Consider the following 21,153-nt stretch of genomic DNA (forward strand, 5'->3'; position numbering starts at 1 on the left):
TCGCGGTCGAACGCTGATACTCGCCCGATCTGCCAGTTTCGCCGTTGATGCCACCAGCCGCTTGCTCCGGCTTGCCATGCGGCTGGGGGCGGGATGACTTCCCCGGGCAGAGCGGCGCTAGCCTCGATCACATGCGACTCTGCGTGTTCACCGAACCCCAGCAAGGCGGCACCTACGATGACCTGCTGCAGGTGGCCCAGGCTGCCGAGTCGCTGGGATTCGACGGCTTCTTCCGCTCCGACCATTACCTGCGGATGGGCGAGGGGTCCGGCCTGCCCGGACCGACCGACGCCTGGACGACACTGGCCGGCCTGGCTCGCGAGACCAGCCGGCTGCGGCTGGGCACCCTGGTCAGTCCGGCCACCTTTCGCCAGCCCGGACCGCTGGCCATCACCGTCGCCCAGATCGATCAGATGAGCGGCGGCCGGGTGGAGCTGGGCTTCGGCGCCGGCTGGTTCGAGGCCGAGCACCGCGCCTACGGCATCGCCTTCGGCGACGTCGAGACCCGCTACGACGTCTTCGCCGAGCAGTTGGCCATCATCGACGGCCTCTGGCAGACACCGGTCGGGCAGCGGTTTGACTTCGCCGGCAAGCACTACCAGGTGCAGGACTCGCCGGCACTGCCCAAGCCGGTGCAGCACCCCCGGCTGCCGATCATTCTCGGCGGGGCGGCGCGGAAGCGGTCGGCGGCGCTGGCCGCCGCCCACGCCGATGAGTACAACAGCGCCTTCCAGCCGGTCGCCGAGAGCGAGCAGGTCTTCGACCGGGTCCGGACGGCTGTGGCCGCGGCCGGCCGTGCTGCCGACTCGATGGCCTACTCGGTGGCCCAGGTCATCTGCGTGGGCCGCACCGACGCCGAGCTGCGGCAGCGGGCCCACGTGCTGGGGCGTGAGCTGGACGAGCTGCGCGCCAACGGGCTGGCCGGCAGCCCCGGTGAGGTGGTCGACAAGCTCGGCGGGTTCGCCGGCGTCGGCGCCAGCCGGGCCTACCTGCAGCTGATGGACCTGAGCGACCTTGACCAGCTCGAGCTCATCGCCGCCGAGGTCGCTCCGCAGCTGTGAGGGTCGCGCCGCAGCTGTAGCAGCGGTGGCCGGGGCGCCGCCCACGGTGATCGCGTCGTGATCGCTCGCGGACTTCGAGCGCTCGTCGATGGGGAGTCAGATAACCGGGTCAACAAACGCGCGCGGAATCATGAAAACACCGACCGCCCCGCTAGATGTCTGTTATTTTCTCAGGGCAAAGTGGTTCCCTCGGAGCAGAATCGAGTGATTTGTAGATGGCTAACAATCGTGTTCGAGTGGCAGTCAGCGCGGCGGGTCTTGTCGCCGGCGGCATCGTCGCCATGGCTGGCGCCGCACCCGCGGCGGCGTTGCCGACCGGCTGCTCTATCGCGGACTACACGTATTCGGCCTCGGCCTCGTGTAGCAGCGGCAGCGGGCAGTTCCGGATCGTTACGACCTGCGAGTCTCCCCAAGGCTCGCGGGGTACTTATTACGGTGCCTGGGTCGGGGCGGGCTATACGTCGGTCGTCAACTGCCCGATCACTAGTGGTCAGCAGTGGTACTCAATTTCGTCTTACATCGCAAAGCGTTGAGCCGTTCGGTATAGCTTGGCGCCCCAAGCACGCTGGCACTGACGACTAGCTCACCCATTCCCCAGTTGCCTCGTGCGGCTGGAGGGGAGGCCCCGCTTCGGCGGGGCCTCTGCTTTTGTCAGGTCACCACGTGCTCGGCGGTGCCAGGTACGGGCCCTCTGCTCACACCAGGACGCGGAGCCTGATCGTCTCGGGCATCGCCCGGATCTGGTTCACGATGGCCTGGGTGGTGCCGCTGGCGCTGTCGGTGACCAGGTAGCCGACGTCGCCGCGGGTGCCCAGCAGCTGGGCCTCGATGTTCACCTCGTGCTCGGCCAGGATGCCGTTGACCCGCGCCAGCACACCCGGCACGTTGCGGTGCAGGTGCACCAGCCGCAGGGTGCCCTGGCGGCGGGGCAGTCCCAGGCCGGGCAGGTTCACCGACAGCGCGGTGGAGCCCTCGGTGACCAGGTCCAGGAACTTCATGGCGACGAACTGGCCGATGTCCTGCTGGGCCTCTTCGGTGGAGCCGCCGATGTGCGGCGTCAGGATCACGTTCGGCAGCCCGCGCAGCTCGGAGACGAACTCATCGCCGCGGCCCTTGGGCTCGACCGGGAAGACGTCCACCGCCGCACCTGCGATGTGGCCGCTCTCGATGGCCTTGCGCAGGGCCGCGTAGTCGACTACGAAGCCACGGGACAGGTTGAGAAAGAGGCTGCCCTCGCGCATGGCGGCGAACTCCGCCGCGCCGAAGATGTGCTTGTTCTCCGGCCGCCCGTCGACGTGCAGGGTGACGACGTCGGAGTCGTGCAGCAGCTCCTTGAGGCTGTTGCTGCGGTGGGCGTTGCCCAGCGCGAGCCGGTCGGCGGTGTCATAGAACAGCACCCGCATGCCCAGGTTCTCGGCCAGCACGGACAGCTGGGTGCCGATGTTGCCGTAGCCGATGATGCCCAGGGTGCGGCCGCGGACCTCGTGCGCGCCGTCGGCGGACTTGTCCCAGACGCCGGCATGCATCAGCTCGTTCTTCTCGGTCAACCGGCGGGTCAGGGCGATCAGCTCGGCGATCGCCAGCTCGACCACGCTGCGGGTGTTGGAGAACGGGGCGTTGAACACTGTCACGCCGTGCTCGGTGGCCGACAGCAGGTCGATCTGGTTGGTGCCGATGCAGAAGGCGCCGATGGCCAGCAGGCCCGGGGCCGCGCTGAGCACCTTGTCGGTGATCTGGGTCTTGGACCGGATGCCGAGCAGGTGCACCCCGTCGAGGGCCTCGATCAGCTCGGCCTCGTCCAGCGCCCGGTCCAGGCTGGTCACCTCGAAGCCGGCCGACTGCAGCCGCTCGGCGGCCTCGGGATGGATCTGCTCGAGCAGCAGTACGCGAAGGGGGCTGGCGTGCACTTCTCACCTCTTGGGAACCGCCCCTGGCCGGCAGCGGGCAGGGAGCCGCACGGCAGGGGCCTGGCCTCTCGCGGGGGCCGTTGACGAGCGTTGACGGGGGCTGGACGGCAGTGTCGGGCAGTGCTGCGAGCGACGTTGCTCGCCAAGGTGCTGAGTCTAGTCGCCGCCGGCAAGGGCTTCCGGAATCACGCTGTCGGCCGAAGGCCGGGCGCTGAGCGCCGCGGGATGGATATGGTGAGAGCTAGCCGGCGCCGCGCAACCCGCTGACGGCGCCGAGCGGGGCCCGAATGAGGGACATGACAACGACACGCTGGCTCAACGCCGACGAGCAGGTCGCCTGGCGATCTTTCGTGGACGGCTTCCGCGCGCTGATCGACGTCCTGGACCGGCAGCTGCAGGCCGACAACAACCTGCCGCACACCTATTTCGAAGTCCTGATCCCGCTCTCGGAAGCCGAGGACCGGACGTTGCGGATGAGCGAGCTCGCCGAGGCCGCCCGCTCCTCGCGCAGCCGGTTGTCACATGCGGTCGCCCGGCTGGAGGAGCGCGGCTGGGTGCGCCGGCTGAACTGCCCGACCGACCGCCGCGGCCAGCTGGCCCAGCTCACCGACGAGGGCTTCGCCGCCGTGGAAGCCGCCGCCCCCGGCCACGTCGAGGCGGTCCGCAAGTACCTCATCGACCGGCTCAGCCCCGAGCAGCTCAAGGTGATGGGTGAGATCGGCGAGCTGCTGCTGGCCAGCACCAGCGAGAGCGATCTGCCGCCCAGGCCCGGTTAGATCGGCCCGGATGAGATAGGGCTCGGTTGAGATCGACCGGGTGAGGTAGGCGCGGTTGAGACAGGCCACGCGACACGATCACGCAGTATCGGTCAATCTCAGGCCTGGGCTAGAGAACCGGATACGGTCCAAGCCATGGATCCGGTGCGCAATCCCTATGCCCCCGGCGCGGGGCAGCGGCCGCCCGAACTGGCCGGCCGGGACGCCGAACTGCTCGCCTTCGACGTGGTGCTGGAACGGGTAGCTAATGGCCGGGCGGAGCGTTCCATCGTGCTGACCGGCCTGCGTGGCGTGGGCAAGACCGTCCTGCTCAACGCCCTGCGCTCAGCCGCCGTGCGGGCCGGCTGGGGCACCGGAAAGCTCGAGGCCCGGCCGGAGCAGTCGCTGCGCCGGCCGCTGGCCGCGGCCCTGCACGTGGCGATCCGCGAACTCGGCGGGGCGCATCCGGGCGCCGCCGAGCACGTCCTGGGGGTGCTGCGGTCCTTCGCGCAGAAGGACTCGCCCGGCGCCAAGCTGCGCGAGCGCTGGCAGCCCGGCATCGAGGCGGTCGCCGTGCCCGGCCGGGCGGACTCCGGTGACATCGAGATCGACCTCGTCGAGTTGTTCGGCGACGTCGCGGGACTGGCCGCTGACGCCGGCCGGGGTATCGCGATCTTCATCGACGAGATGCAGGACCTGGCCCCCGACGACGTCTCCGCGCTGTGCGCGGCCTGCCACGAGCTGAGCCAGAACGGGCTGCCGCTGGTGGTAGTCGGCGCCGGCCTGCCGCACCTGCCGGCGGTGCTGTCGGCGAGCAAGTCCTACAGCGAGCGGCTGTTCCGCTATGCCCGCATCGACCGGCTGGACCGCGCCGCGGCCGACCGGGCGCTGCGATCACCGGCCCGCGACGAGGGCGCGGACTTCACCGCCGAGGGCCTGGCCGCCATGTATGAGATCACCGCCGGCTACCCGTACTTCATCCAGGCCTACGGAAAGGCGGTGTGGGACATCGCGCCGACCTCGCCGATCACCGCCGCCGACGTCCGGGTCGCCGCGCCCGAAGCCGAGGCCGAGTTGGCGGTGGGCTTCTTCGGATCCCGGTTGGAGCGGGCCACGCCGGCCGAGCGGGAGTACCTGCACGGCATGGCGGCCACCGCCTCGGCCGAGCAGGGCGCCGTCGCGCTGCCCGCCGAGCCCGAGTCGGTGCCGACCGCGGCGGTCGCCCAGTACCTCGGCCGCAAACCGCAGTCGCTGTCCCCGGCCCGGGACGCGCTGCTGAAGAAGGGGCTGATCTACTCCGGTGGCCGCGGCCAGATCGCCTTCACAGTGCCGCATTTCGGGCGTTACCTGCGCGCCCAGCACATCGACTGAGCCACCGCGCGCGCTTGCGTTCTCTATCGGTGTATAGGGATCGCTAAGGCCATCTTCGAAAAACGCTAGTCAGTCCTAGTCATCGCTAGCCCAGTCGCTGACGCCGGGAGCGTGGTCGCTGGCGGGTTACGCCTCGGTTGCAGTTCGAACTCGGAGCTTCTGTACAGCGGTCAGCGGGCCGAACCTGGGATGGTGACACTCAGTGCTGTCCCGTGGCGAACTCGTCGCGCGCCCCAAGCGGGCGCGGCGGTCAGCCCGGCCGAGGCACCGGCCACCGAGCCTGATCAGGCAGGCGCCTCGGCGCGGGAACAGCGCCGCTTCGCCCGCGCCGACCGCGCCGGCACCGCCGCGGCGGCTAACGATCGCTTTCTGGACGTGGTCGTGATCGTGTCCGTCGTGGTCTTCGTGGTGCTGGTCATGGGATTCGGCATGCTCGTCCTGCAGAACGCCCTGCAGAGCTGACTCGCGCGGTCGCTCCACCAGGGCCGGCACAGTCACCTTCGAGCCTCTGCCAGGATGGCGGCTGCCAGCTTTGCCCGCGGTAGCCCTACCGCCGAACGAGGTGAGACTTCGTGGTTCAGCCGCCTTACGGTGGAGTTCAACCGCCTTACGGCGGGATCCCGCCGGTCAGTCCGTACTACCGCGCGATGGCTCCCAAGCCCGGCTGCATTCCGCTGCGCCCGCTGGACGTCGGCGAGATCCTCACCGGCGCCCTGGACGCGATCAGGCGCAACGCCCGCATCGTGCTCGGGCTGTCGGCGGCCGCCGCGGTGATCCAGGCGGTGATCGCGCTGATCGTCCAGCGCTATGCCAACCTGGAGGGCGGCCGGGCGATCGACCAGAGCGACCCGGCCAATCCGCAGGTGTACTGGGGCCAGCTCGCCAAGGTGCTGGGCAACACCCTGGGGTTGTCGCTGCTAGGCAGCATCTTCGCCGCCGTGCTGACCGGGATGATCGTGGTGGTGGTGACCGAGGACGTGGTAGGCCGGCGGGCCGGCCTGGAGCTGGTGTGGTCGAAGGTGCGCTCCAGGATCTGGCGCTTGATCCTGCTGTCGCTGCTGGTGGGCGTGCTGTCGGCCGTGGGCCTGGTGCTGTGCCTGGCCCCCGGAATCTGGCTGTGGGGCATCTGGGCGGTCGCGGTGCCGGCGCTGATCATCGAGAACCGCGGCATCGGGCAGGCGCTGCGGCGGTCCCAGAACCTGGTTCGCGGCACGTTCTGGCGGGTCTGGGGGATCCGGGCGCTCGGCTTCGGCATCACCCTGGCGCTGGGCGGCGTGGTGAGCGCGGTGGTGGGCGCCATCGCCGGTGCGGTCACCGGCGACCAACCGGCCAGCCTGCTGGGAACCGGCGCGGGCTCGCTGTCGTGGGCCTACCTGCTGATCTCCGCGGTCGGCACCGCGCTGGTGGTGGCCCTCACCGCGCCGTTCCAGGCCAGCCTCGACTCGCTGCTCTACGTGGACCTGCGGATGCGCAAGGAGCAGCTGGCGCTGGACTTGCAGCAGGCCGCCGCCGTCCGGCAGCCGCCGCCGGCCCGGTACTCCTAGCCAGGCGCCTCGGCCCGTCAGCCGGGCACCCGGGGCACCGGTGTGACATCGGCTGGCAGCACCGTGTCCGGTTGACGCGGGACCAACTCGAACGTTAGCGTCCGCGATGCGTGATGGCGTGCGGAAGCCGGTGAGATCCCGGCACGGTCGCGCCACTGTGAGTCGGTCATCCAAGGGTGGCCGGCGAGTCAGGATGCTTCGCCATCGCGACGCCCCAACGACAAGGGACGCAGAATCCCTGAAGGAGGCACCACATGAGCAGCACTTCCACCTCGCCCACCGCCACCGCCGCCACCCCGGTCGTCGTACCGGCCACCGTGGCCGCGCTGTGGCTGGTCGGCGCCTTCTTCCTGGCGTTGGCGATGTACCTCCTGATCGGCGTCGATCAGGGCGCGGTCTCGGTGTTCGGCCAGAACAGCTACATCCACGAGTTCGTGCACGACAGCCGCCACCTGCTCGGGTTCCCCTGCCACTGACCACCTCGGTCGCGGACAACTCGACATGGAGAAGGACCTCATCGCTCGCGGCGCCCTGTGCGGCGCGATCGCCGGGCTGCTGACGTTCGTGTTCGGCCGGATCTTCGCCGAACCGCACCTTCAGAAGGCCATCGATTACGAGGCCGGCCGCCACGCCGCCCAGGAGCTGCTCGACAAGAGCGCCGCGCCGCACGAGCATTCCGAGCTGTTCACCCGCACCATCCAGGCCAACGTCGGCATGGGTGTCGGCATGATCGCCTTCGGTATCGGCATGGGCGTGCTGTTCGCGCTGGTCTACGCGGTCTGCCTCGGCCGGGTCGGCCGGCTGCGGCCCCGCCCGCTGGCGCTGCTGGTCGCCGCCGCGGGTTTTGTCGGGCTCTACCTGGTGCCGTTCCTGCGCTATCCCGCCAACCCGCCCGCGGTCGGCCTGGAAGACTCCATCGCCCAGCGCACCAGCATGTACCTGCTGATGGTGCTGTGCTCGGTGGTGTTCCTGGCGCTGGCCGTCTGGCTCGGTCAGCGGCTGAGGGCCCGCTTCGGCAACTGGAACGCCAGCCTGCTGGCCGGCGCTGCGTTCGTCCTCGCGATCGGCATCGTGATGGCGGTGCTGCCCTCCTTCGGCCAGCCCGGCTCGGCCTACGAGACGCCGCTACCGCTCACCGACGCCAGCGGCGCGATCCGCTACCCCGGCTTCCCCGCCGACGTGCTGTTCTACTTCCGGCTCTACTCGGTCGCCGGTCAACTGCTGCTGTGGACGGCGATCGGGCTGCTGTTCGCGCCGATGGCCGACCGGCTGCTGAGCCCGGCCACCGTCGGGGCCAACCGGACCGACGCCGAGGCCCGGGCATGACCGCCCGCCCGCGTCGCTGAACTCCGACGCCCGGCGGCCGGCGGTGACCCACGGCGCTGTGCTGGCCGAACTCGCCAGGCTGGGGCCGTTCTTCGCCCTGGAGGCGCATCCAGCAGGGTCCGCGCCGCAGGCGGGGTGGCGCCCGCTGGAGGAGCTGCTGCGCCAGCCGGGGGCGCTGGAGGCACGGGTCGCGGCGGTGCGTGCCGCCCTGGCCCAAGCCGGCGGACTGCAACCCGGCGACGTCGAGCCGCGAGTCGCCGTCTCGTTGACCCAGCTGGGCCTGGCTGCCCGGTTGATCTGCCCGGCGCTGGGCGTGGCGGTGCTCACCGGCCGGCTGCTGCCGGTGGAACCTGGCCTGCTGCGCTGGCGGCCGGGGACCGGCGCGATAGGTCTGTCGTTGCGCGCCGACGCCGTGCCGCCGGCGGGCAGCGCGGCCACCAGCCTGGCGACGCTGGCCGACGCCCTGGCCGATACGGTGCTGGGCGGCCCGGTACGCGAGCTGATCGAGGGCAGCACGAAGCTCGGGGTGTCGCCGCAGGTGCTCTGGGGCAACGTAGCCTCGGCTCTCAACGGCACCCGGGCGCTGATCGACGCCGCTGAGCCCGCCCTGCTCGGGCGCACCGAGGAACTCGTGAGCAGGCTGCTGAGCCGGCCACCGTTGCAGGACACCCACCAGGGCAGCGCCGCGACGGGCTTCCGCCGCCGCAGCTGCTGCCTGGTGTACCGGCTGTCGCCCACGCAGGCTCCGGTGTGCGGAGACTGCGTGCTGGTGGTGTGAGATCCGGGCTGATCGGAGCGGGTGACGGGAATCGAACCCGCGCCGTCTGCTTGGGAAGCAGAAACTCTGCCATTGAGCTACACCCGCGTGCGCTACCGCCGCAATCGCATCATCATGGTAGCGAACCGAACTCTCCGGTCCAGCCGGTCACCCGCCCCAACCCGTCAGGCCGAATGGCTCAGTTGCATCCAATCGGCGTCGGTGTCCGGCGCGAACAGGACACCGGGCCCGCAGTCGAAGACCCGCTCGATCGCCCGGGCCGTCCCGAGCGAGCAGGTGGTGCGCCGGCCGGTGAACAGGTGGTTCACGGTGGCGTGACCCAGGCCGGCGGCGCGTGCGAGTTGCCGCTCGGACAGGCCCGCGGCGTCCAGGAAGTCGATCAGCGTCTGGCGACTACGAAGCTGCATCGGTTCTCACCTCTGCCCACACCGAAAAGCTGAAACCAATCCGTTTGTCATGTTTCCCCCTCGTGCAGATGGCTCAGAAGTGACATCCGTCGCGCGGATGCACCGCGGAAGTCGATGCGTTGATCCGTGGAAGCCCTGGCCAGCACAATGACAAACCGGACTAGGCAGTTCGTCTATTGTTCGTCTATACTGTCTATAGTCGCTAGCGACCAGCGACGTGATAGTAATCAGGACAACTCGGTACGAGCAAGAGCTGTTCTTTGTTAAGCGTCCCCTCTACGCTGTCGTTGCTATTCAGCAGACGATGAAGGAACCCGCCGCTATTGAGCACGCTGTCCGAGTACTTGAACGAGCACTTACCGACCGGTTGGCAGAAGCCACAGTTGGTGGAGGCGCTCAGCGGCACGCTCGACCGGGCGACGGTCTACCGGTACCTGGCCGGAAGTCACCCGCGAAGTCCGGCCGAGGCAGTGCTCGAGGCGTTCGCCGCGGTGCTTCCCGGAGTGTCGGTCGTCGAGCTGCGGGCGGCGGCCAACCTGTCGACCGGCGCCGAGGAACCGTGGATTCCGCCGGTCGAGGCGAACCGGCTCAGCTACGCGCAGCGGCGAGCGCTGGAGGCGTTCATCAAAGCGACGGTGGGCCCGGTCGACGACTTCGACGAGGCCGTGAATCCGGAGACAGCGGTGGGTGATCCCCCCAGCGGCCCGGCGTTGACCGAGCAGGAGCGGGCCGAGGTCGAAAGCTACGTCCGCCGGCTGCACGCCTCGGGGCGTAAGGATCTCGCCGACCGGGTGGCGGCCTCGCTGGAGACCAACTCGAACGTCGACACCGCCAAGCGCCCGGGCTGACGCCTGACGTCGCGAGCGCGACAGCGGGTTCGGTACTGTCCGCGCCATGCTGTTGAGCGATCGCGACATCCGGGCCGAGATCAAGGCAGGCCGGCTGCGGTTGCAGCCATGGGACCCTGAACTCGTCCAGCCGTCCTCGATCGACGTCCGGCTGGACCGGTACTTCCGGGTCTTCAACAACTCCCAGTACACCCACATCGACCCCGCGCTGCAGCAGGACGAGCTGACCTCGCTGGTGGAACCGGCCGGCGACGAGCCGTTCGTGCTGCATCCCGGCGAATTCGTGCTCGGCTCGACGCTCGAGATCGTCACCCTGCCCGACGACCTGGCCAGCCGCCTGGAGGGCAAGTCCTCGCTCGGCAGGCTGGGACTGATCACCCATGCCACCGCGGGCTTCATCGACCCGGGGTTCTCCGGGCACATCACCCTGGAGCTGTCCAACGTGGCCAACCTGCCGATCACCCTGTGGCCTGGCATGAAGATCGGCCAGCTCTGCGTGTTCCGGTTGTCCTCACCGGCCGAGCATCCCTACGGCAGCGAGCGTTACGGCTCGCGCTACCAGGGCCAGCGAGGGCCGACCCCGAGCCGGTCCTATCGCAACTTCACCCGGTGGCCGACCGCCTGAGCAGGACGGCCCCAGCCTGCGGCCCGTCCGCGAGGGCTACGGCGCCGAGTCGCGTGTGGACCGGACGGTGAAGTCCTGCCGCCACCGGTCGGCCAGCGTCAGGTCACCGCGCAGGGCCACGTCGTCATCATCGGCCCGGTTCCACACCCACCGGTAGAGATCACTCGCCAGACCGAACACGCTCAGGTCGGCGTCGTCCACGGCCGCCGGCTGGCAGCTCAGCAGGTCCGGGCCGACACTCAGCGTCCAGGACGCGTTGGAGTCCAGCGGCGTCAGCGAGATCATCTGGTTTCCGGGCAGGCCACCGCGGTCAAAGCGCGCGGCCGGGCCGGTGAGCAACTCCTCGATGCCGTCGACCGCGAACTCCGGCGCGAAGTCCGCGACGCCGAAGCCGGCCGCCAGCTCAACGTCGACCCGGTGGATGGCGGTCTCGTGCGCCAGCCGGCGAGCCCAGAACAGCTTGGCCGACCGGGCCGGCGTCATGGTCCAGATCGCCGCGGAGTCCGACACCGACCGCAGCTGGCTCAGCACGTCACGCAGCCCGGCCTCATAGACCTCGAACAGCTCGCTCTGGTCGGGTGCGCTGAACTCGAAGGCGTTCGGCTGGCCACCGTGCAGGATCGAGCTCGCCCAGTGGTGCACCTTGGTGATGTGCCCCAGGAGCCGGGCAAGGTCCCAGCCGGGACAGGACGGCACGGCGGCACGCGGCGACGGCTGGCGCGCGGAATCCCGCAACAGCCGGCCCTGCCGCTCCAGTTCGTCGAGGTACTGCTCGAATTCCAACACTCAGCTGAGCCGGTGCATCCAGCCGTGCGGGTCGGGGGCCTGCCCGGTCTGCACGTCGAGCAGCGCCTTGCGCAGCCGCATGCTCACCGGTCCCGGCCCGCCGTCGCCGACCGTCCACTCGGCATCGGCGCTCTTGACGTGACCGACGGGGGTGATCACCGCGGCGGTGCCGCAGGCGAAGACCTCGGTCAGCTCGCCGCTGGCATTACCGGCCCGCCAGTCCTCGGTCGAGACAACCGCCTCATCCGTGCTGTAACCCAGGTCCTGGGCAATGGTGAGCAGCGACTCCCGGGTGATGCCGGGCAGCAGCGTGCCGGTCAGCTTCGGGGTCACCAGCCGGGCGTCGGCGCCGCTGCCATAGACGAAGTACAGGTTCATGCCGCCCATCTCCTCGACGTAGCGGTGCTCCACGGCGTCGAGCCAGACGACCTGGTCGCAGCCCTGCTCGGCAGCCTGCGCCTGGGCCGCCAGCGAGGCGGCGTAGTTGCCGGCGCACTTGGCGTCGCCGGTGCCCCCCGGGGCGGCCCGGCTGTACTCGGTCGAGAGCCACACGGTCACCGGCTTGACGCCACTGGAGAAGTACGGCCCGGCGGGCGAGGCGATCAGCAGGTAGGAGTAGGCGTTGGCCGCCCGGACGCCCAGCGCGGCCTCGGTGGCCATCATGAACGGCCGCAGGTACAGCGAGGCATCCGGAGCGTCGCTGACCCAGGCCTGGTCGATGTCCACCAGAGCCCGGACGGACTCCAGGAACAGCTCGGCGGGCAGTTCGGGCATCGCCAGCCGCTGGGCCGAACGGGCCATTCTGGCGGCGTTGGCCTCCGGCCGGAACGTCGCGATCGAGCCGTCCGGCTGGCGGTAGGCCTTGAGTCCCTCGAAGATCAGCTGGCCGTAGTGCAGGGCGCTGGTGGCCGGGTCGAGGGACAGCGGGCCGTAGGGCAGCACCGCGCCCGGCCCCCAGCCGTCGGCAGGAGTCCAGTCGATTCTGACCATGTGGTCGGTGCGGAACTGGCCGAAGCCAGGGTTGGCCAACGCGGCAGCCCGCTCGGCCTCGGGAAGCGGGTTGGGGTTGCGCTGCACGGTGAAGGACATAGTTAGACATCCTAATGACCCGTTCGCACGCCGTCATCCTGACGCGGGCGGCAGAGCCGATCAGGCCTGCGACCGCGACCGCGCAAGCCGGCGACCGGCGCGACGCTGGGGCGGCCGGCGCCGCGCTAGCCGGCGGCCAACACCGCGGGCAGGGTGGCGGTGAGCACCCGCAGCAACTCCTCCTTGGACAGCTGCGGATCGGCCGCCCAGCTCAGCACCGCCTCCTCCACCATCGCCGACCAGCCACGGGCCAGCAACCGGACGGTCGGGCTGTCCTGCACCCCGTAGGCCCCGAGGTTGTCGGTGATCCGGGCGGTCAGCGCGGCCCGGGTCCGGTCGAAGATCTCCAGCATCGCCTCGTCACCGCCGGCGGCGCCGCGGACGAGGGAGATGTAGGCCTGCGGGTTGGCCAGCACGTAGTCGATGTACCGGGTCAGCGACAACCTCAACCGGGCGGTCGGCTCGTGTGACGGGTCGGACCTGGTGCGGGCCAGCAGGTCATCGGCGGCCCGCTGAACCACCGCTCGGTGAAAGTCCTGCTTGTTCTTGAAGTAATGGAACAGCAGGCCCCGGGAGATGCCGGCTTCTTCGGCCAGGGCGTCGACAGACAGCTCTTCCAGCGTCCGGGTAGCCAGCATCCTGACGCCGAGGTCGAGCAACTGCTCCCGGCGCGCGTCCGGACTCAACCGGATCCGTTTGGACGTAGTCGTTGTCATCGGCAACCGTGCCCCACCAGCACCATGGGATTATCTTATGGACGTTGTCCATCCCTGGGATTATCTGGGCTTTCGGCCTGTTCGGGCCGCTCACGACCTATCTCCGGAACGGGATGCGGGGCGGTCACGCCTGGGGCGACAACTGGCCGCGACGGCGCATCGGCAGATGGCTGATGCCGTCTTCGAGGTACTCCGCGCCGGCGGGCTCGAAGCCGAAGCGCTGGTACCAGCCCGCCAGCGGCGACTGCGCGTCCAGCACCACCTCGATACCGGCCGGCAGATCACCGGCCGAGGCGGCGTCGGAGTCCAGGAAGTCCAGCGCCCGGCGCATCAGGACGGTGGCGATCCCGCTGGCCCTGGCTTGCCGGGCGGTGGCGACCCGGCCGATCCGGGCGGTGCCTCGATCCTCACGCAGGATGCGCAGGGTGGCGATCACGGCGCCGTCCTCGGTGGCCCACAGCCAGCGGGTGCCCGGCTCCAGGTCCCGGCCGTCCAGCTCGAGGAACGGACACTGCTGCTCCACCACGAAGACGTCCACCCGAAGCTGGAGAATCCGGTAGAGGGTGCCGGCGTCCAGGTCGACCGGCTCGGCCAGGTGCAGCTCGAGGCTCACCCCGCCAGCGTAGCCAGCCGGTTGGATCGGCCCACGCGAGCCCGAACACAACCCTGACAATTCTCTGTTTGGCGGCAAACCTTGACGTGGCACTGTCGGCAGGGTCCACTCATCCCAGCTGGCGATCAGGGAGATCACATGTTGAAGAAGATGGCGCTCGCGGCATCGGCCGCGGTCGTGGTGCTCGGAGCCGGCACGGCCGCGCTCGCCACCTCGACCAGCGCCCCCACCAAGCCCGGTACCCCCGGTACGACCAGCGCCCCGGCCAAGCCCAGTACCCCCGGTGCGACCAGCGCCCCCACCAAACCCGGTAACCCGGCCAAGCCCGGCACGTCCGGCCTCGCTCCGGGCGCCGCGGCGCCGGACAAGGCGCGAGGACCCAAGGCCCGCAAGCTCGCGCTCAAGGCGCTGGGGCGGGCCCTGCACGCCCAGTGGGTCACCCCCGACGGCGACAGCGAGAACACCTTCGTGACCCACAACGCGATTCGCGGTGAGGTCACGGCGGTCTCGGCCACCTCGATCACCGTCAAGGCGCTGGACGGCGTCACCCAGACCTATGCGATCACCGGCGACACCAAGGTGCACCTCCGCAAGGGCCTGCCGAGCCTGGGCAAGGGCAAGAGCGGCGAGCGGGGCAACCGCGGCGGCCTCGGCAACGGCCCGGCCGGAACGATCAGCGACGTGCGCACCGGCGACCAGGTGGCCGTCACCGGCATCGGAACCACCAGCCTGACCGCTCAGCACGTGGTGGACGCGACGCCGTAGTCTCACCGGCCGACCCGGGAGCTCAGCCGGCCGGCAGCCGCACCGTGAAGCGGGCCCCGCCCTCCGGGGCGCGGCCGGCTTCGATGGTGGCGCCGAGCCGGCTGACCAGGCCCGCGACGATGGCCAGGCCCAGCCCGGTGCCGACCTGCCGCAGCCCCCGGTAACGCTCGTAGAGCGCCGAGCGCTCGAAGGCGACCGCGAAGTCGGCCTCGGCCAGGCCCGGACCGCCGTCCCGCACCTCGGCCACCACCACCGGCCGCTGGTCCGGGGCCTGCTCGGCCCGCGCCGCCAGCACGATCGGGGCGCCGGCCGGGGTTACCCGCAGCGCGTTCTCGAGCAGGCCGTCGAGCACCTGCCGCAGCCGCGCCGGGTCCGTCCGGATGACGCAACGTCCCGCCCGGGCGGTCGCGTCCAGCTGCAGTTCGAACCGGACGCCGACCGCCGCGCACCGCCCGGACCAGACCTGGCCGGCGGCCCGGCACAGCTCCAGGACATCGACGTCGCGGAGTTCGATGCGAAACTGCTGGGCGTCCAGCCGGGCCAGATCCAGCAGGTCGGCCACCAGCCGGTCGAGCCGCAGCGACTCGGTGAGCACGATGGACCCGACCTCGGCGGCCTGCTCGGGTGCCACCACCCCGTCGGCCAGCGACTCGGCGTAGCCGGTGATCGCGGTGAGCGGCGTGCGCAGCTCGTGCGACACCGACAGCAGGAACTCCCGCTGGCGGGCTTCCGAATGCGACAGCGCGGCGGCCAGCGAGTTCAGCGCCACCCCCACCTCGGCCACCTCGGCGGGACCTTGGGCCAGCACCGCCACGTCCCGGTGACCGGCGGCCAGCGCGTGGGCGGCCTCGGCGGTCCGGCGCAGCGGCCGGGAGATCCGGAGTGCCACCAGCAGGCCCAGCAGCGCCGCCAGGCCGACCGCGATCAGCAGCGCCCAGACGATCTGCCGGATGGCACGGTCAGCGGCCGCGGTGGCCTCAGAGCGTCGCTGCACCAGCGCGATGCCGCCGGACCGGCTGCCACGCGCCTCGATCAGCACCAGCTGCCCCTGGATCCGCCGCTGGGCCGACAGCGATCCGCTGACCAGCACCGTGCGGACGTTGGCATCGGTCAGCACCACCCTCAGCAGCGGGCTGTTGGTGCGCACGTTTCCGGCGCTGTCGATCGACGCCGACTGGATGCCCAAGGTGCGCAGGCTGGCCTGGACCCGGGCCTGGTTGTCCCGGGCGTTGGAGCCCTGGTCGGCGGCCACCCGGGCCACGTCGGCGAAGTCGCCCAAGGTCTCCCGGGCAGCGGCCGTGTTGGACCGCTGCACCAGGTTGATCGCCAGCAACCCGGCCAGCAGGGCGGTGATCACCGCGACCCCGACCGCCAGCGCCGAGATGCGCTGGGCGAGGGTGGTGGGCGGCAGCCTCACCGGGGTCCGGCCTGACCCGGTGTGGGGCTGGGCTGGGTGGGGCTGGGCCGGGTGGGACTGGACTGGGTGGGACTGGGCCGGGTGGGACTGGGCTGGCGGAAGCTGGGCGGTGTCCGGCTCGGCTCGACGGCGTAGCCGACCCCGCGCACGGTCCGGATCGGGCTCGCGTCGCCAAGCTTGGCGCGGACCTGCGCGATGTGCACGTCGACGGTGCGAGCCCCGGCGACCGCGGAGTAGCCCCACACCTCGCTGAGAAGTTGCTCCCGCCCGAAAACCCGGCCGGGCCGGCGCATCAGGTAGGCCAGCAGGTCGAACTCGGTGGCGGTCAGGTTGATCTCGTGGTCACCGGCGTGCACCCGCCGTGCGGCCGGGTCCAGCCGGATCGAGCCGACCTGCAGCGTGACGGGAGCCTCATCGACCGGCTGGGTCCGGCGCAGCACCGAGCCCACCCGGGCCACCAGCTCGCGGGGCGAGAACGGCTTGGTGATGTAGTCATCGGCGCCGAGTTCCAGCCCGACGATCCGGTCCACCTCGTCGTCGCGGGCGGTCACGAACAGCACCGGCGTCCAGTCCTGGGCTGCCCGCAGCCGGCGGCAGACCTCGATGCCGTCGATCCCGGGCAGCCCGACGTCCAGGATGACCGCTGCCGGGCCGAACCGGCTGACCGCGGCCAGCCCGGCCTCGCCGTCGCGTTCGAGCCGGACGGCGAAGCCGGCTGCTGCCAGGTTCAGCCGGATCAGCTCGGCGATGGCCGGCTCGTCCTCGATCACCAGAATCAGCCCGCGGGCGCTCGCGCGGCTGGGCAGGTCGGTCGGCACAGCGGAACTGTACGAGGCTCCGGCCTCGACCAGGTCACCTGCAGATCAGGATCAGGTACGAGTCCGAAGGTTTCGCGGCAGGAACCGGACCGGGCAGCCGCGCGGGCCGAGGGCTAGACCGGGTCGAGCACGACGACCGGGATCGGCCGGTCGGTCTTGGTCTGGTACTCCTCGTACTCCGGCCAGAGCTGGCACATCATCTTCCAGAGTTCCGGCTTCTCCGAGTCATCAGCCGTCCGGGCGATGGCGACGAGGTCCTCGGCGCCGACCCGCAGGGCGACCTCGGGGTTCTCGGTCAGGTTCAGGTACCAGGCCGGATGTTTGTCGTCACCGGCCGCGGAGGCGACCACGACGTAGGAGGAGCCGGATTTGCCGTAGATCAGGGCAGTGCGGCGCAGCTTGCCGCTCTTACGGCCCTTGGTGGTGAGCAGCAGGGTCTGAACGCCGTGCCACTCGTGCCCCTCCCGGCCGTCGGTCTCCACGTAACGCTGGGTGTGCTCGGCGACCCAACCCACGGGACTGTCGTAGACGTGCGCATCGTTGGTGGTCATGAATCCACCGTACAAAACTCAGGGCAACTTGGTGAAGAACTGTTCGGTCAACGGAACCGCCCCGGTGGTCGAGTCCTCACCGCCGTAGATGAACACCGCGATCGCCAGGTCGCCCCGGACGCCGGCGAACCAGGAGTGGCTCTTGGGCGGGGTGTCGGTTCCGAACTCCGCGGTGCCGGTCTTGCCCCGGAGCTGGCCGGGCAGGTCGTTCAGCGCGTGACCGGTGGCGCCCGGCATGGCGACGACAGCCCGCATCAGCGCGTTCAGCTCGGTTCGCACCCTGGCGTCCAGCGCCGGGCCCGGCGCGGCCTGCTGGCCGGCGACCAGGGACGGCGCCACGGAGGCGCCCGTGGCGGCGGCGCCTGCCATCGAGGCCATCAGCAGCGGGCTGACCAGCACCTTGCCCTGGCCGATCGCCTCGGCGGCCTGCTCGGTCCCGGTGGCGGTGGCCGGGATCGATCCGGAGAACGCCGGCACCGGCAGCTTCCAGTCGCCTCCCAACCCGAGCCGGCCGGCGGTCTCGGCCAGGGCGCCGGGCGGCAGCTTCATCCCCAGGTCGATCGCGGTGGTGTTGCAGGAGTAGCCGAACGCCGCGGTCAGCGGGATCCGGCCGTGCTCGACCTCGTCGTGGTTCTGGAAGGTCCGGCCGCTGACCGTGATGGTGGGCGGGCAGTCCACCGCGGTGCCGGCGGTCAGGGCCGGATCGGCCTGCAACGCCGCGGCGTAGGTGGCGATCTTGAAGGTGGAACCGGCCGGGTACTGCCCGGTCAGGGCGATGTTGCCGGGAGCGCTGGCGCTGTTGGCCACTGCCAGGACCCTGCCGGTGGACGGTTGCAGCGCCACGATCGAGGCCGGTCGTGACTCGGCGTCCAGGGTGGCGTCGGCGGCTGCCTGGACGGCGCGCTCCAACGTCAGCCGGACCGGCTTGCCGGCCACCGGCGGGGCCACCGTGCCGAGCTTGGCGCCCAGGGTCGCGTCGGCGTCGCTGGCCGAGTAGACGTCGACGCCCGGGGTGCCGCGCAGTTGCGGGTCCAGCGCTCGCTGCAGGCCGGACAGCCCGACGAGGTCATCGGCCTGGACCTGCCCCCGCGAGTCCTCGATGATCTCGGCGGTGGCCGCCCCCACGCTGCCCAGCAGCGGCCTGGCGAAGTTCGGGCTGGGCGGCAGCAGCCGGCTCTCGGACTGGAACTGGGTGCCGGGCAGGTTGTAGATCTGGGGCTTGACCTGCTCGTAGGCCGGCCGGCGCAGCGTGATGATCGGAACGAACTGGGTCTTGCCCGCCGCGGCCACGGCGCTGCTTATCTCACCGGCGGTGGTCTGCAGCTGCGGCACCGCCGCCAGCCGGGCCGCCAGGCTGCTCAGGTCCTGGACGGCGGACGGGTTGACGCCCACGGTGACCACCGGAGTCGGCCGGAACAGCGGGGCGCCGCTGCTGTCCTGCAGGGCGGCCCGGACCGGCTGGCTGCGCTTGAGCGCCAGGTGCGAGCCGTCGGCAAGTCGGGGGTGGATGGCGCTGGCAGCCCAGCTCACCCGCCAGTCCTCGGCCTGCTTCACCATCGTCAGCGTGCCGGTGTAGCGCCACGGCGTGCTCAGTCCGGGTAGCTGCCAGCTGGCCTCGTAGTTCGCGGTGGCCGATCCCGGCTGCCGTTCGGTGAGTCCGGTGACCCGCAGACTGCCCCGCAGCCCGCTACCGAATTCGGACAGCCTGGCCAGGCTCCTGGTGATCGCGGCCGTCGCGGTGGCTGCGTCGGTGGTGCGCTGGCCGGCGGCGGCGACGTCAGCTGCGCCGAGGGCATCCAGGTAGGCCTGCGCCGCCCGCTGCTCCGCAGGGACCTTCTTCGCCTGGGTGCAGCCGGTCAGTGCCAAGGCGGCGATGATCAACGCGACCAGCCCTGCCAGCCATCGCGACCGGGGCGGTCGCCGGGTTCGGGGGGCGCGGGTGAGCATGACTCGATTCAACCAAAGTCAGCTGAGTGCCCGCCGCACGCGGGCTGGGGACCGGTCGGTCCCGGCCGGGCGACTACGGTGGCCGGGTGACAGGGATCGGCGCCGCCACGGCCGTAGCGCTGGCCGGCGTCGCCGCCGGAACGATCAACACCGTGGTGGGTTCCGGCACGCTGATCACCTTTCCGGTGCTGATCTCCCTCGGGGTGCCGCCGGTGACAGCCAACGTCAGCAACACCATCGGACTGGTGCCCGGCACCTTCAGCGGCGCCTACGGCTACCGCCGGGAGCTGGCCGGCCAGCGTGACCGGCTGCTGCGGCTGGGCTCGGCGTCCCTGGCGGGTGGGATCGTCGGCGCGCTGCTGCTGCTGGTGCTGCCGGCCAGCGTGTTCCGGGCGGTGGTGCCGGTCCTGATCGTGCTGGCGCTGGTGCTGGTGATCGCCCAGCCCCGGTTGGCCCGCCGCTTCGTGGAGCAGTCGCACCCGAACACCCAGGGCCGGCATCCGATCCTGCTGTGGGTCCTGGTGCTGCTGACCGGGGTCTACGGGGGGTACTTCGGCGCCGCTCAGGGGGTGCTGCTGGTCGCGATCATGGGCGCCCTGCTGGACCACGACCTGCAGCGGGTCAACGGTGTGAAGAACGTCCTGTCCGGTGTGGTGAACGCGGTCGCCGGCCTTCTGTTCGTGCTGCTGGCCGACCCCAACTGGGTGTACGTGGCCCTGATCGCGGTCGGCTCGACCATCGGCGGCCAGCTCGGGGCGGTGGTGGGGCGCCGGCTCTCACCGGCTGTGCTGCGCGCGGTGATCGTGGTGGTCGGGTTGGCCGCCCTGACCAAGTTCCTGCTCTTCCCCTGACCGGAGTTCAGCCAGCACCGTCGCGACGGTGTCGGCCAGCGGTTGCCGGGAGTCGAGGATCACCGCACCTGGCCACACCGGAAACAGCGCCAGCCGGCGCGTGACGTCGGCCCAGTCGCCGCCCTGATGCCAGCCCGGAATGCCTCGGTCGCGGGTGGCCAGACGCTTCCGGTGCACCGCCGGGTCATCGCAGACGGTCACGAAGGCAGTGAGCGATGTTCCGGCCGCGGCCGCCAGGGTGCTCCACCGTCGCCGCACCAGTTCGTCCTCGACCGGCGCGTCGAGGATCGCCGACTGCCCGAGCGACAGTTGCCGCAGCGCCAGGGTGGTCAGCAGCTCGTACCCGATGTCGAACGGCTGGTCGAGATGGCGACCACCGAACGGCGTCAGCGCGCCGAGCAGCCAGTCCATGGCGAACACCGGGATTCCCGACTCGCGGCCGACCGCGTCGGCGAGGGTGCTCTTGCCGGTGCCTGGGACACCGGCGAACACGATCAACTGTCCCGGCCGTTCGACGCTCATCTGCCAGCCGGTGAAGTCCATCGGCAAGCGGGGGGTGAGGCCGTCCGGCACCTCTGCCTGCAGCGAGGTGCTGAGGATGCGGTGCGGCGGGTTCGGGTCCACCGTGCAGGTGAGCCAGTAGCGCGCACCGTCGGTGTGGTTACCCAGCCTCGCGCGTGCGGTGTGGTCACCTGCCTCGACAGCCGTGAGGTGGAGTGGTGCGAAGTCGCCGGCGCGCTGCCCGGTCAGCTCGGCGTAGTCGGTCGGCGCGATCGCCTCGAGAAAACCGGCATCCAGCACGTCCGCGGCGTCATGGCCCCAGCCCGCTGCCGCGTTGAGCCCGTCCAGGACCCATTCGAGCCGTTGCAACGCCATGGTTCGCGCCACGCCGGTCACGGTGAAGGTCATTTCCGCACTGTAGGCGCCCAGCACTGTAGGCGCACAGCACTGTAGGCGCACAGCACTGTAGGCGCACAG

At 70.7% G+C, this 21,153-nt stretch carries 23 protein-coding genes, 1 tRNA gene and 1 riboswitch; of the genes, 12 read left to right on the top strand and 12 right to left on the bottom strand.

Translation table 11 applies throughout. The annotated features are described in order from the left end of the window. The first annotated feature begins 131 nt into the window (after nt 1–131). Nucleotides 132–1,061 (top strand): TIGR03560 family F420-dependent LLM class oxidoreductase, encoded by a 930-nt coding sequence (locus VF557_13865; GenBank protein ID HEX8081292.1) that lies wholly within the window; start codon nt 132–134, stop codon nt 1,059–1,061. A gap of 695 nt (nt 1,062–1,756) precedes the next feature. On the opposite strand, the gene serA is transcribed toward VF557_13865, so the two are convergent. After that, nucleotides 1,757–2,968 carry a phosphoglycerate dehydrogenase gene (gene serA / locus VF557_13870; GenBank protein HEX8081293.1) on the bottom strand — a complete coding sequence of 404 codons (1,212 nt, stop codon included), beginning with the start codon at nt 2,966–2,968 and terminating at the stop codon, nt 1,757–1,759. Between the two features lie 296 nt (nt 2,969–3,264). Between serA and VF557_13875 the strand changes: the two genes are divergently transcribed. The 7 genes from VF557_13875 to VF557_13905 all read left to right on the top strand — a co-directional run bounded on the left by VF557_13875 (nt 3,265) and on the right by VF557_13905 (nt 8,742). Further along, the gene (locus VF557_13875) at nt 3,265–3,744 is read left to right on the top strand and encodes a MarR family transcriptional regulator (GenBank protein ID HEX8081294.1); all 480 of its coding nucleotides are present in this window, start codon (nt 3,265–3,267) and stop codon (nt 3,742–3,744) included. Nucleotides 3,745–3,879: 135 nt separating this feature from the next. Beyond that, on the top strand, nt 3,880–5,094 hold the full coding sequence (locus tag VF557_13880) for an ATP-binding protein (GenBank protein HEX8081295.1): 1,215 nt from the start codon (nt 3,880–3,882) through the stop codon (nt 5,092–5,094). Nucleotides 5,095–5,286: 192 nt separating this feature from the next. After that, entirely contained in the window at nt 5,287–5,556 is a 270-nt protein-coding gene (locus VF557_13885) for a hypothetical protein (protein ID HEX8081296.1), read from the top strand. Between the two features lie 110 nt (nt 5,557–5,666). Continuing rightward, nucleotides 5,667–6,638: a hypothetical protein gene (locus tag VF557_13890; protein ID HEX8081297.1), complete on the top strand. Its 972-nt coding sequence runs from the start codon at nt 5,667–5,669 to the stop codon at nt 6,636–6,638. A gap of 122 nt (nt 6,639–6,760) precedes the next feature. Beyond that, nucleotides 6,761–6,835, top strand: a riboswitch (cobalamin riboswitch). 57 nt (nt 6,836–6,892) lie between these two features. After that, nucleotides 6,893–7,114 carry a CbtB-domain containing protein gene (locus tag VF557_13895; protein HEX8081298.1) on the top strand — a complete coding sequence of 74 codons (222 nt, stop codon included), beginning with the start codon at nt 6,893–6,895 and terminating at the stop codon, nt 7,112–7,114. A 25-nt stretch (nt 7,115–7,139) separates the two neighbouring features. Continuing rightward, on the top strand, nt 7,140–7,964 hold the full coding sequence (locus tag VF557_13900) for a CbtA family protein (protein HEX8081299.1): 825 nt from the start codon (nt 7,140–7,142) through the stop codon (nt 7,962–7,964). Nucleotides 7,965–8,007: 43 nt separating this feature from the next. Continuing rightward, nucleotides 8,008–8,742, top strand: coding sequence for a (2Fe-2S)-binding protein (locus VF557_13905; protein HEX8081300.1), 735 nt, complete (start codon nt 8,008–8,010; stop codon nt 8,740–8,742). A gap of 16 nt (nt 8,743–8,758) precedes the next feature. Here the strand turns inward: VF557_13905 and VF557_13910 are convergent. Then, a tRNA-Gly gene (locus VF557_13910) sits at nt 8,759–8,829 on the bottom strand. Nucleotides 8,830–8,906: 77 nt separating this feature from the next. After that, nucleotides 8,907–9,149: a helix-turn-helix transcriptional regulator gene (locus VF557_13915; protein HEX8081301.1), complete on the bottom strand. Its 243-nt coding sequence runs from the start codon at nt 9,147–9,149 to the stop codon at nt 8,907–8,909. A 323-nt stretch (nt 9,150–9,472) separates the two neighbouring features. On the opposite strand from VF557_13915, the gene VF557_13920 reads away from it, so the two are divergent. Together VF557_13920 and dcd are read left to right on the top strand one after the other, a co-directional pair. Beyond that, nucleotides 9,473–9,997: a hypothetical protein gene (locus VF557_13920; GenBank protein ID HEX8081302.1), complete on the top strand. Its 525-nt coding sequence runs from the start codon at nt 9,473–9,475 to the stop codon at nt 9,995–9,997. A 46-nt stretch (nt 9,998–10,043) separates the two neighbouring features. After that, entirely contained in the window at nt 10,044–10,622 is a 579-nt protein-coding gene (gene dcd / locus VF557_13925; protein HEX8081303.1) for a dCTP deaminase, read from the top strand. A 36-nt stretch (nt 10,623–10,658) separates the two neighbouring features. Here dcd and VF557_13930 read toward each other — a convergent pair whose 3' ends face one another. The 4 genes from VF557_13930 to VF557_13945 form a co-directional block, all read right to left on the bottom strand. Further along, nucleotides 10,659–11,408, bottom strand: a complete 750-nt coding sequence (locus VF557_13930; protein HEX8081304.1) for a maleylpyruvate isomerase family mycothiol-dependent enzyme — start codon at nt 11,406–11,408, stop codon at nt 10,659–10,661. Further along, nucleotides 11,409–12,497 carry a branched-chain amino acid aminotransferase gene (locus tag VF557_13935; protein ID HEX8081305.1) on the bottom strand — a complete coding sequence of 363 codons (1,089 nt, stop codon included), beginning with the start codon at nt 12,495–12,497 and terminating at the stop codon, nt 11,409–11,411. A gap of 125 nt (nt 12,498–12,622) precedes the next feature. Beyond that, nucleotides 12,623–13,213: a TetR/AcrR family transcriptional regulator gene (locus VF557_13940; protein ID HEX8081306.1), complete on the bottom strand. Its 591-nt coding sequence runs from the start codon at nt 13,211–13,213 to the stop codon at nt 12,623–12,625. A gap of 124 nt (nt 13,214–13,337) precedes the next feature. Next, nucleotides 13,338–13,826: a GNAT family N-acetyltransferase gene (locus VF557_13945; protein ID HEX8081307.1), complete on the bottom strand. Its 489-nt coding sequence runs from the start codon at nt 13,824–13,826 to the stop codon at nt 13,338–13,340. A 138-nt stretch (nt 13,827–13,964) separates the two neighbouring features. On the opposite strand from VF557_13945, the gene VF557_13950 reads away from it, so the two are divergent. Further along, nucleotides 13,965–14,591: a hypothetical protein gene (locus VF557_13950; protein ID HEX8081308.1), complete on the top strand. Its 627-nt coding sequence runs from the start codon at nt 13,965–13,967 to the stop codon at nt 14,589–14,591. A 22-nt stretch (nt 14,592–14,613) separates the two neighbouring features. Here the strand turns inward: VF557_13950 and VF557_13955 are convergent, their stop codons facing one another. The 4 genes from VF557_13955 to VF557_13970 form a co-directional block, all read right to left on the bottom strand. Continuing rightward, on the bottom strand, nt 14,614–16,008 hold the full coding sequence (locus VF557_13955) for a HAMP domain-containing sensor histidine kinase (protein HEX8081309.1): 1,395 nt from the start codon (nt 16,006–16,008) through the stop codon (nt 14,614–14,616). Beyond that, entirely contained in the window at nt 16,005–16,826 is an 822-nt protein-coding gene (locus VF557_13960; GenBank protein ID HEX8081310.1) for a response regulator transcription factor, read from the bottom strand. The genes VF557_13955 and VF557_13960 overlap by 4 nt, the downstream gene beginning before the upstream one ends. Before the next feature lie 113 nt (nt 16,827–16,939). Beyond that, nucleotides 16,940–17,377 carry a nitroreductase family deazaflavin-dependent oxidoreductase gene (locus VF557_13965; protein HEX8081311.1) on the bottom strand — a complete coding sequence of 146 codons (438 nt, stop codon included), beginning with the start codon at nt 17,375–17,377 and terminating at the stop codon, nt 16,940–16,942. A gap of 18 nt (nt 17,378–17,395) precedes the next feature. After that, nucleotides 17,396–19,324 carry a penicillin-binding transpeptidase domain-containing protein gene (locus tag VF557_13970; protein HEX8081312.1) on the bottom strand — a complete coding sequence of 643 codons (1,929 nt, stop codon included), beginning with the start codon at nt 19,322–19,324 and terminating at the stop codon, nt 17,396–17,398. Nucleotides 19,325–19,350: 26 nt separating this feature from the next. On the opposite strand from VF557_13970, the gene VF557_13975 reads away from it, so the two are divergent. Next, a complete protein-coding gene (locus VF557_13975; protein HEX8081313.1) occupies nt 19,351–20,175 on the top strand; it encodes a sulfite exporter TauE/SafE family protein in 825 nt (274 codons plus the stop codon). On the opposite strand, the gene VF557_13980 is transcribed toward VF557_13975, so the two are convergent. After that, nucleotides 20,101–21,084 carry an AAA family ATPase gene (locus VF557_13980; protein HEX8081314.1) on the bottom strand — a complete coding sequence of 328 codons (984 nt, stop codon included), beginning with the start codon at nt 21,082–21,084 and terminating at the stop codon, nt 20,101–20,103. The two genes, VF557_13975 and VF557_13980, sit on opposite strands and share 75 nt — an antisense overlap. Nucleotides 21,085–21,153: the final 69 nt, after the last annotated feature.

Origin of the sequence: Jatrophihabitans sp. (assembly GCA_036389035.1) — a bacterium.
Lineage (GTDB): Bacteria > Actinomycetota > Actinomycetes > Mycobacteriales > Jatrophihabitantaceae > Jatrophihabitans_A.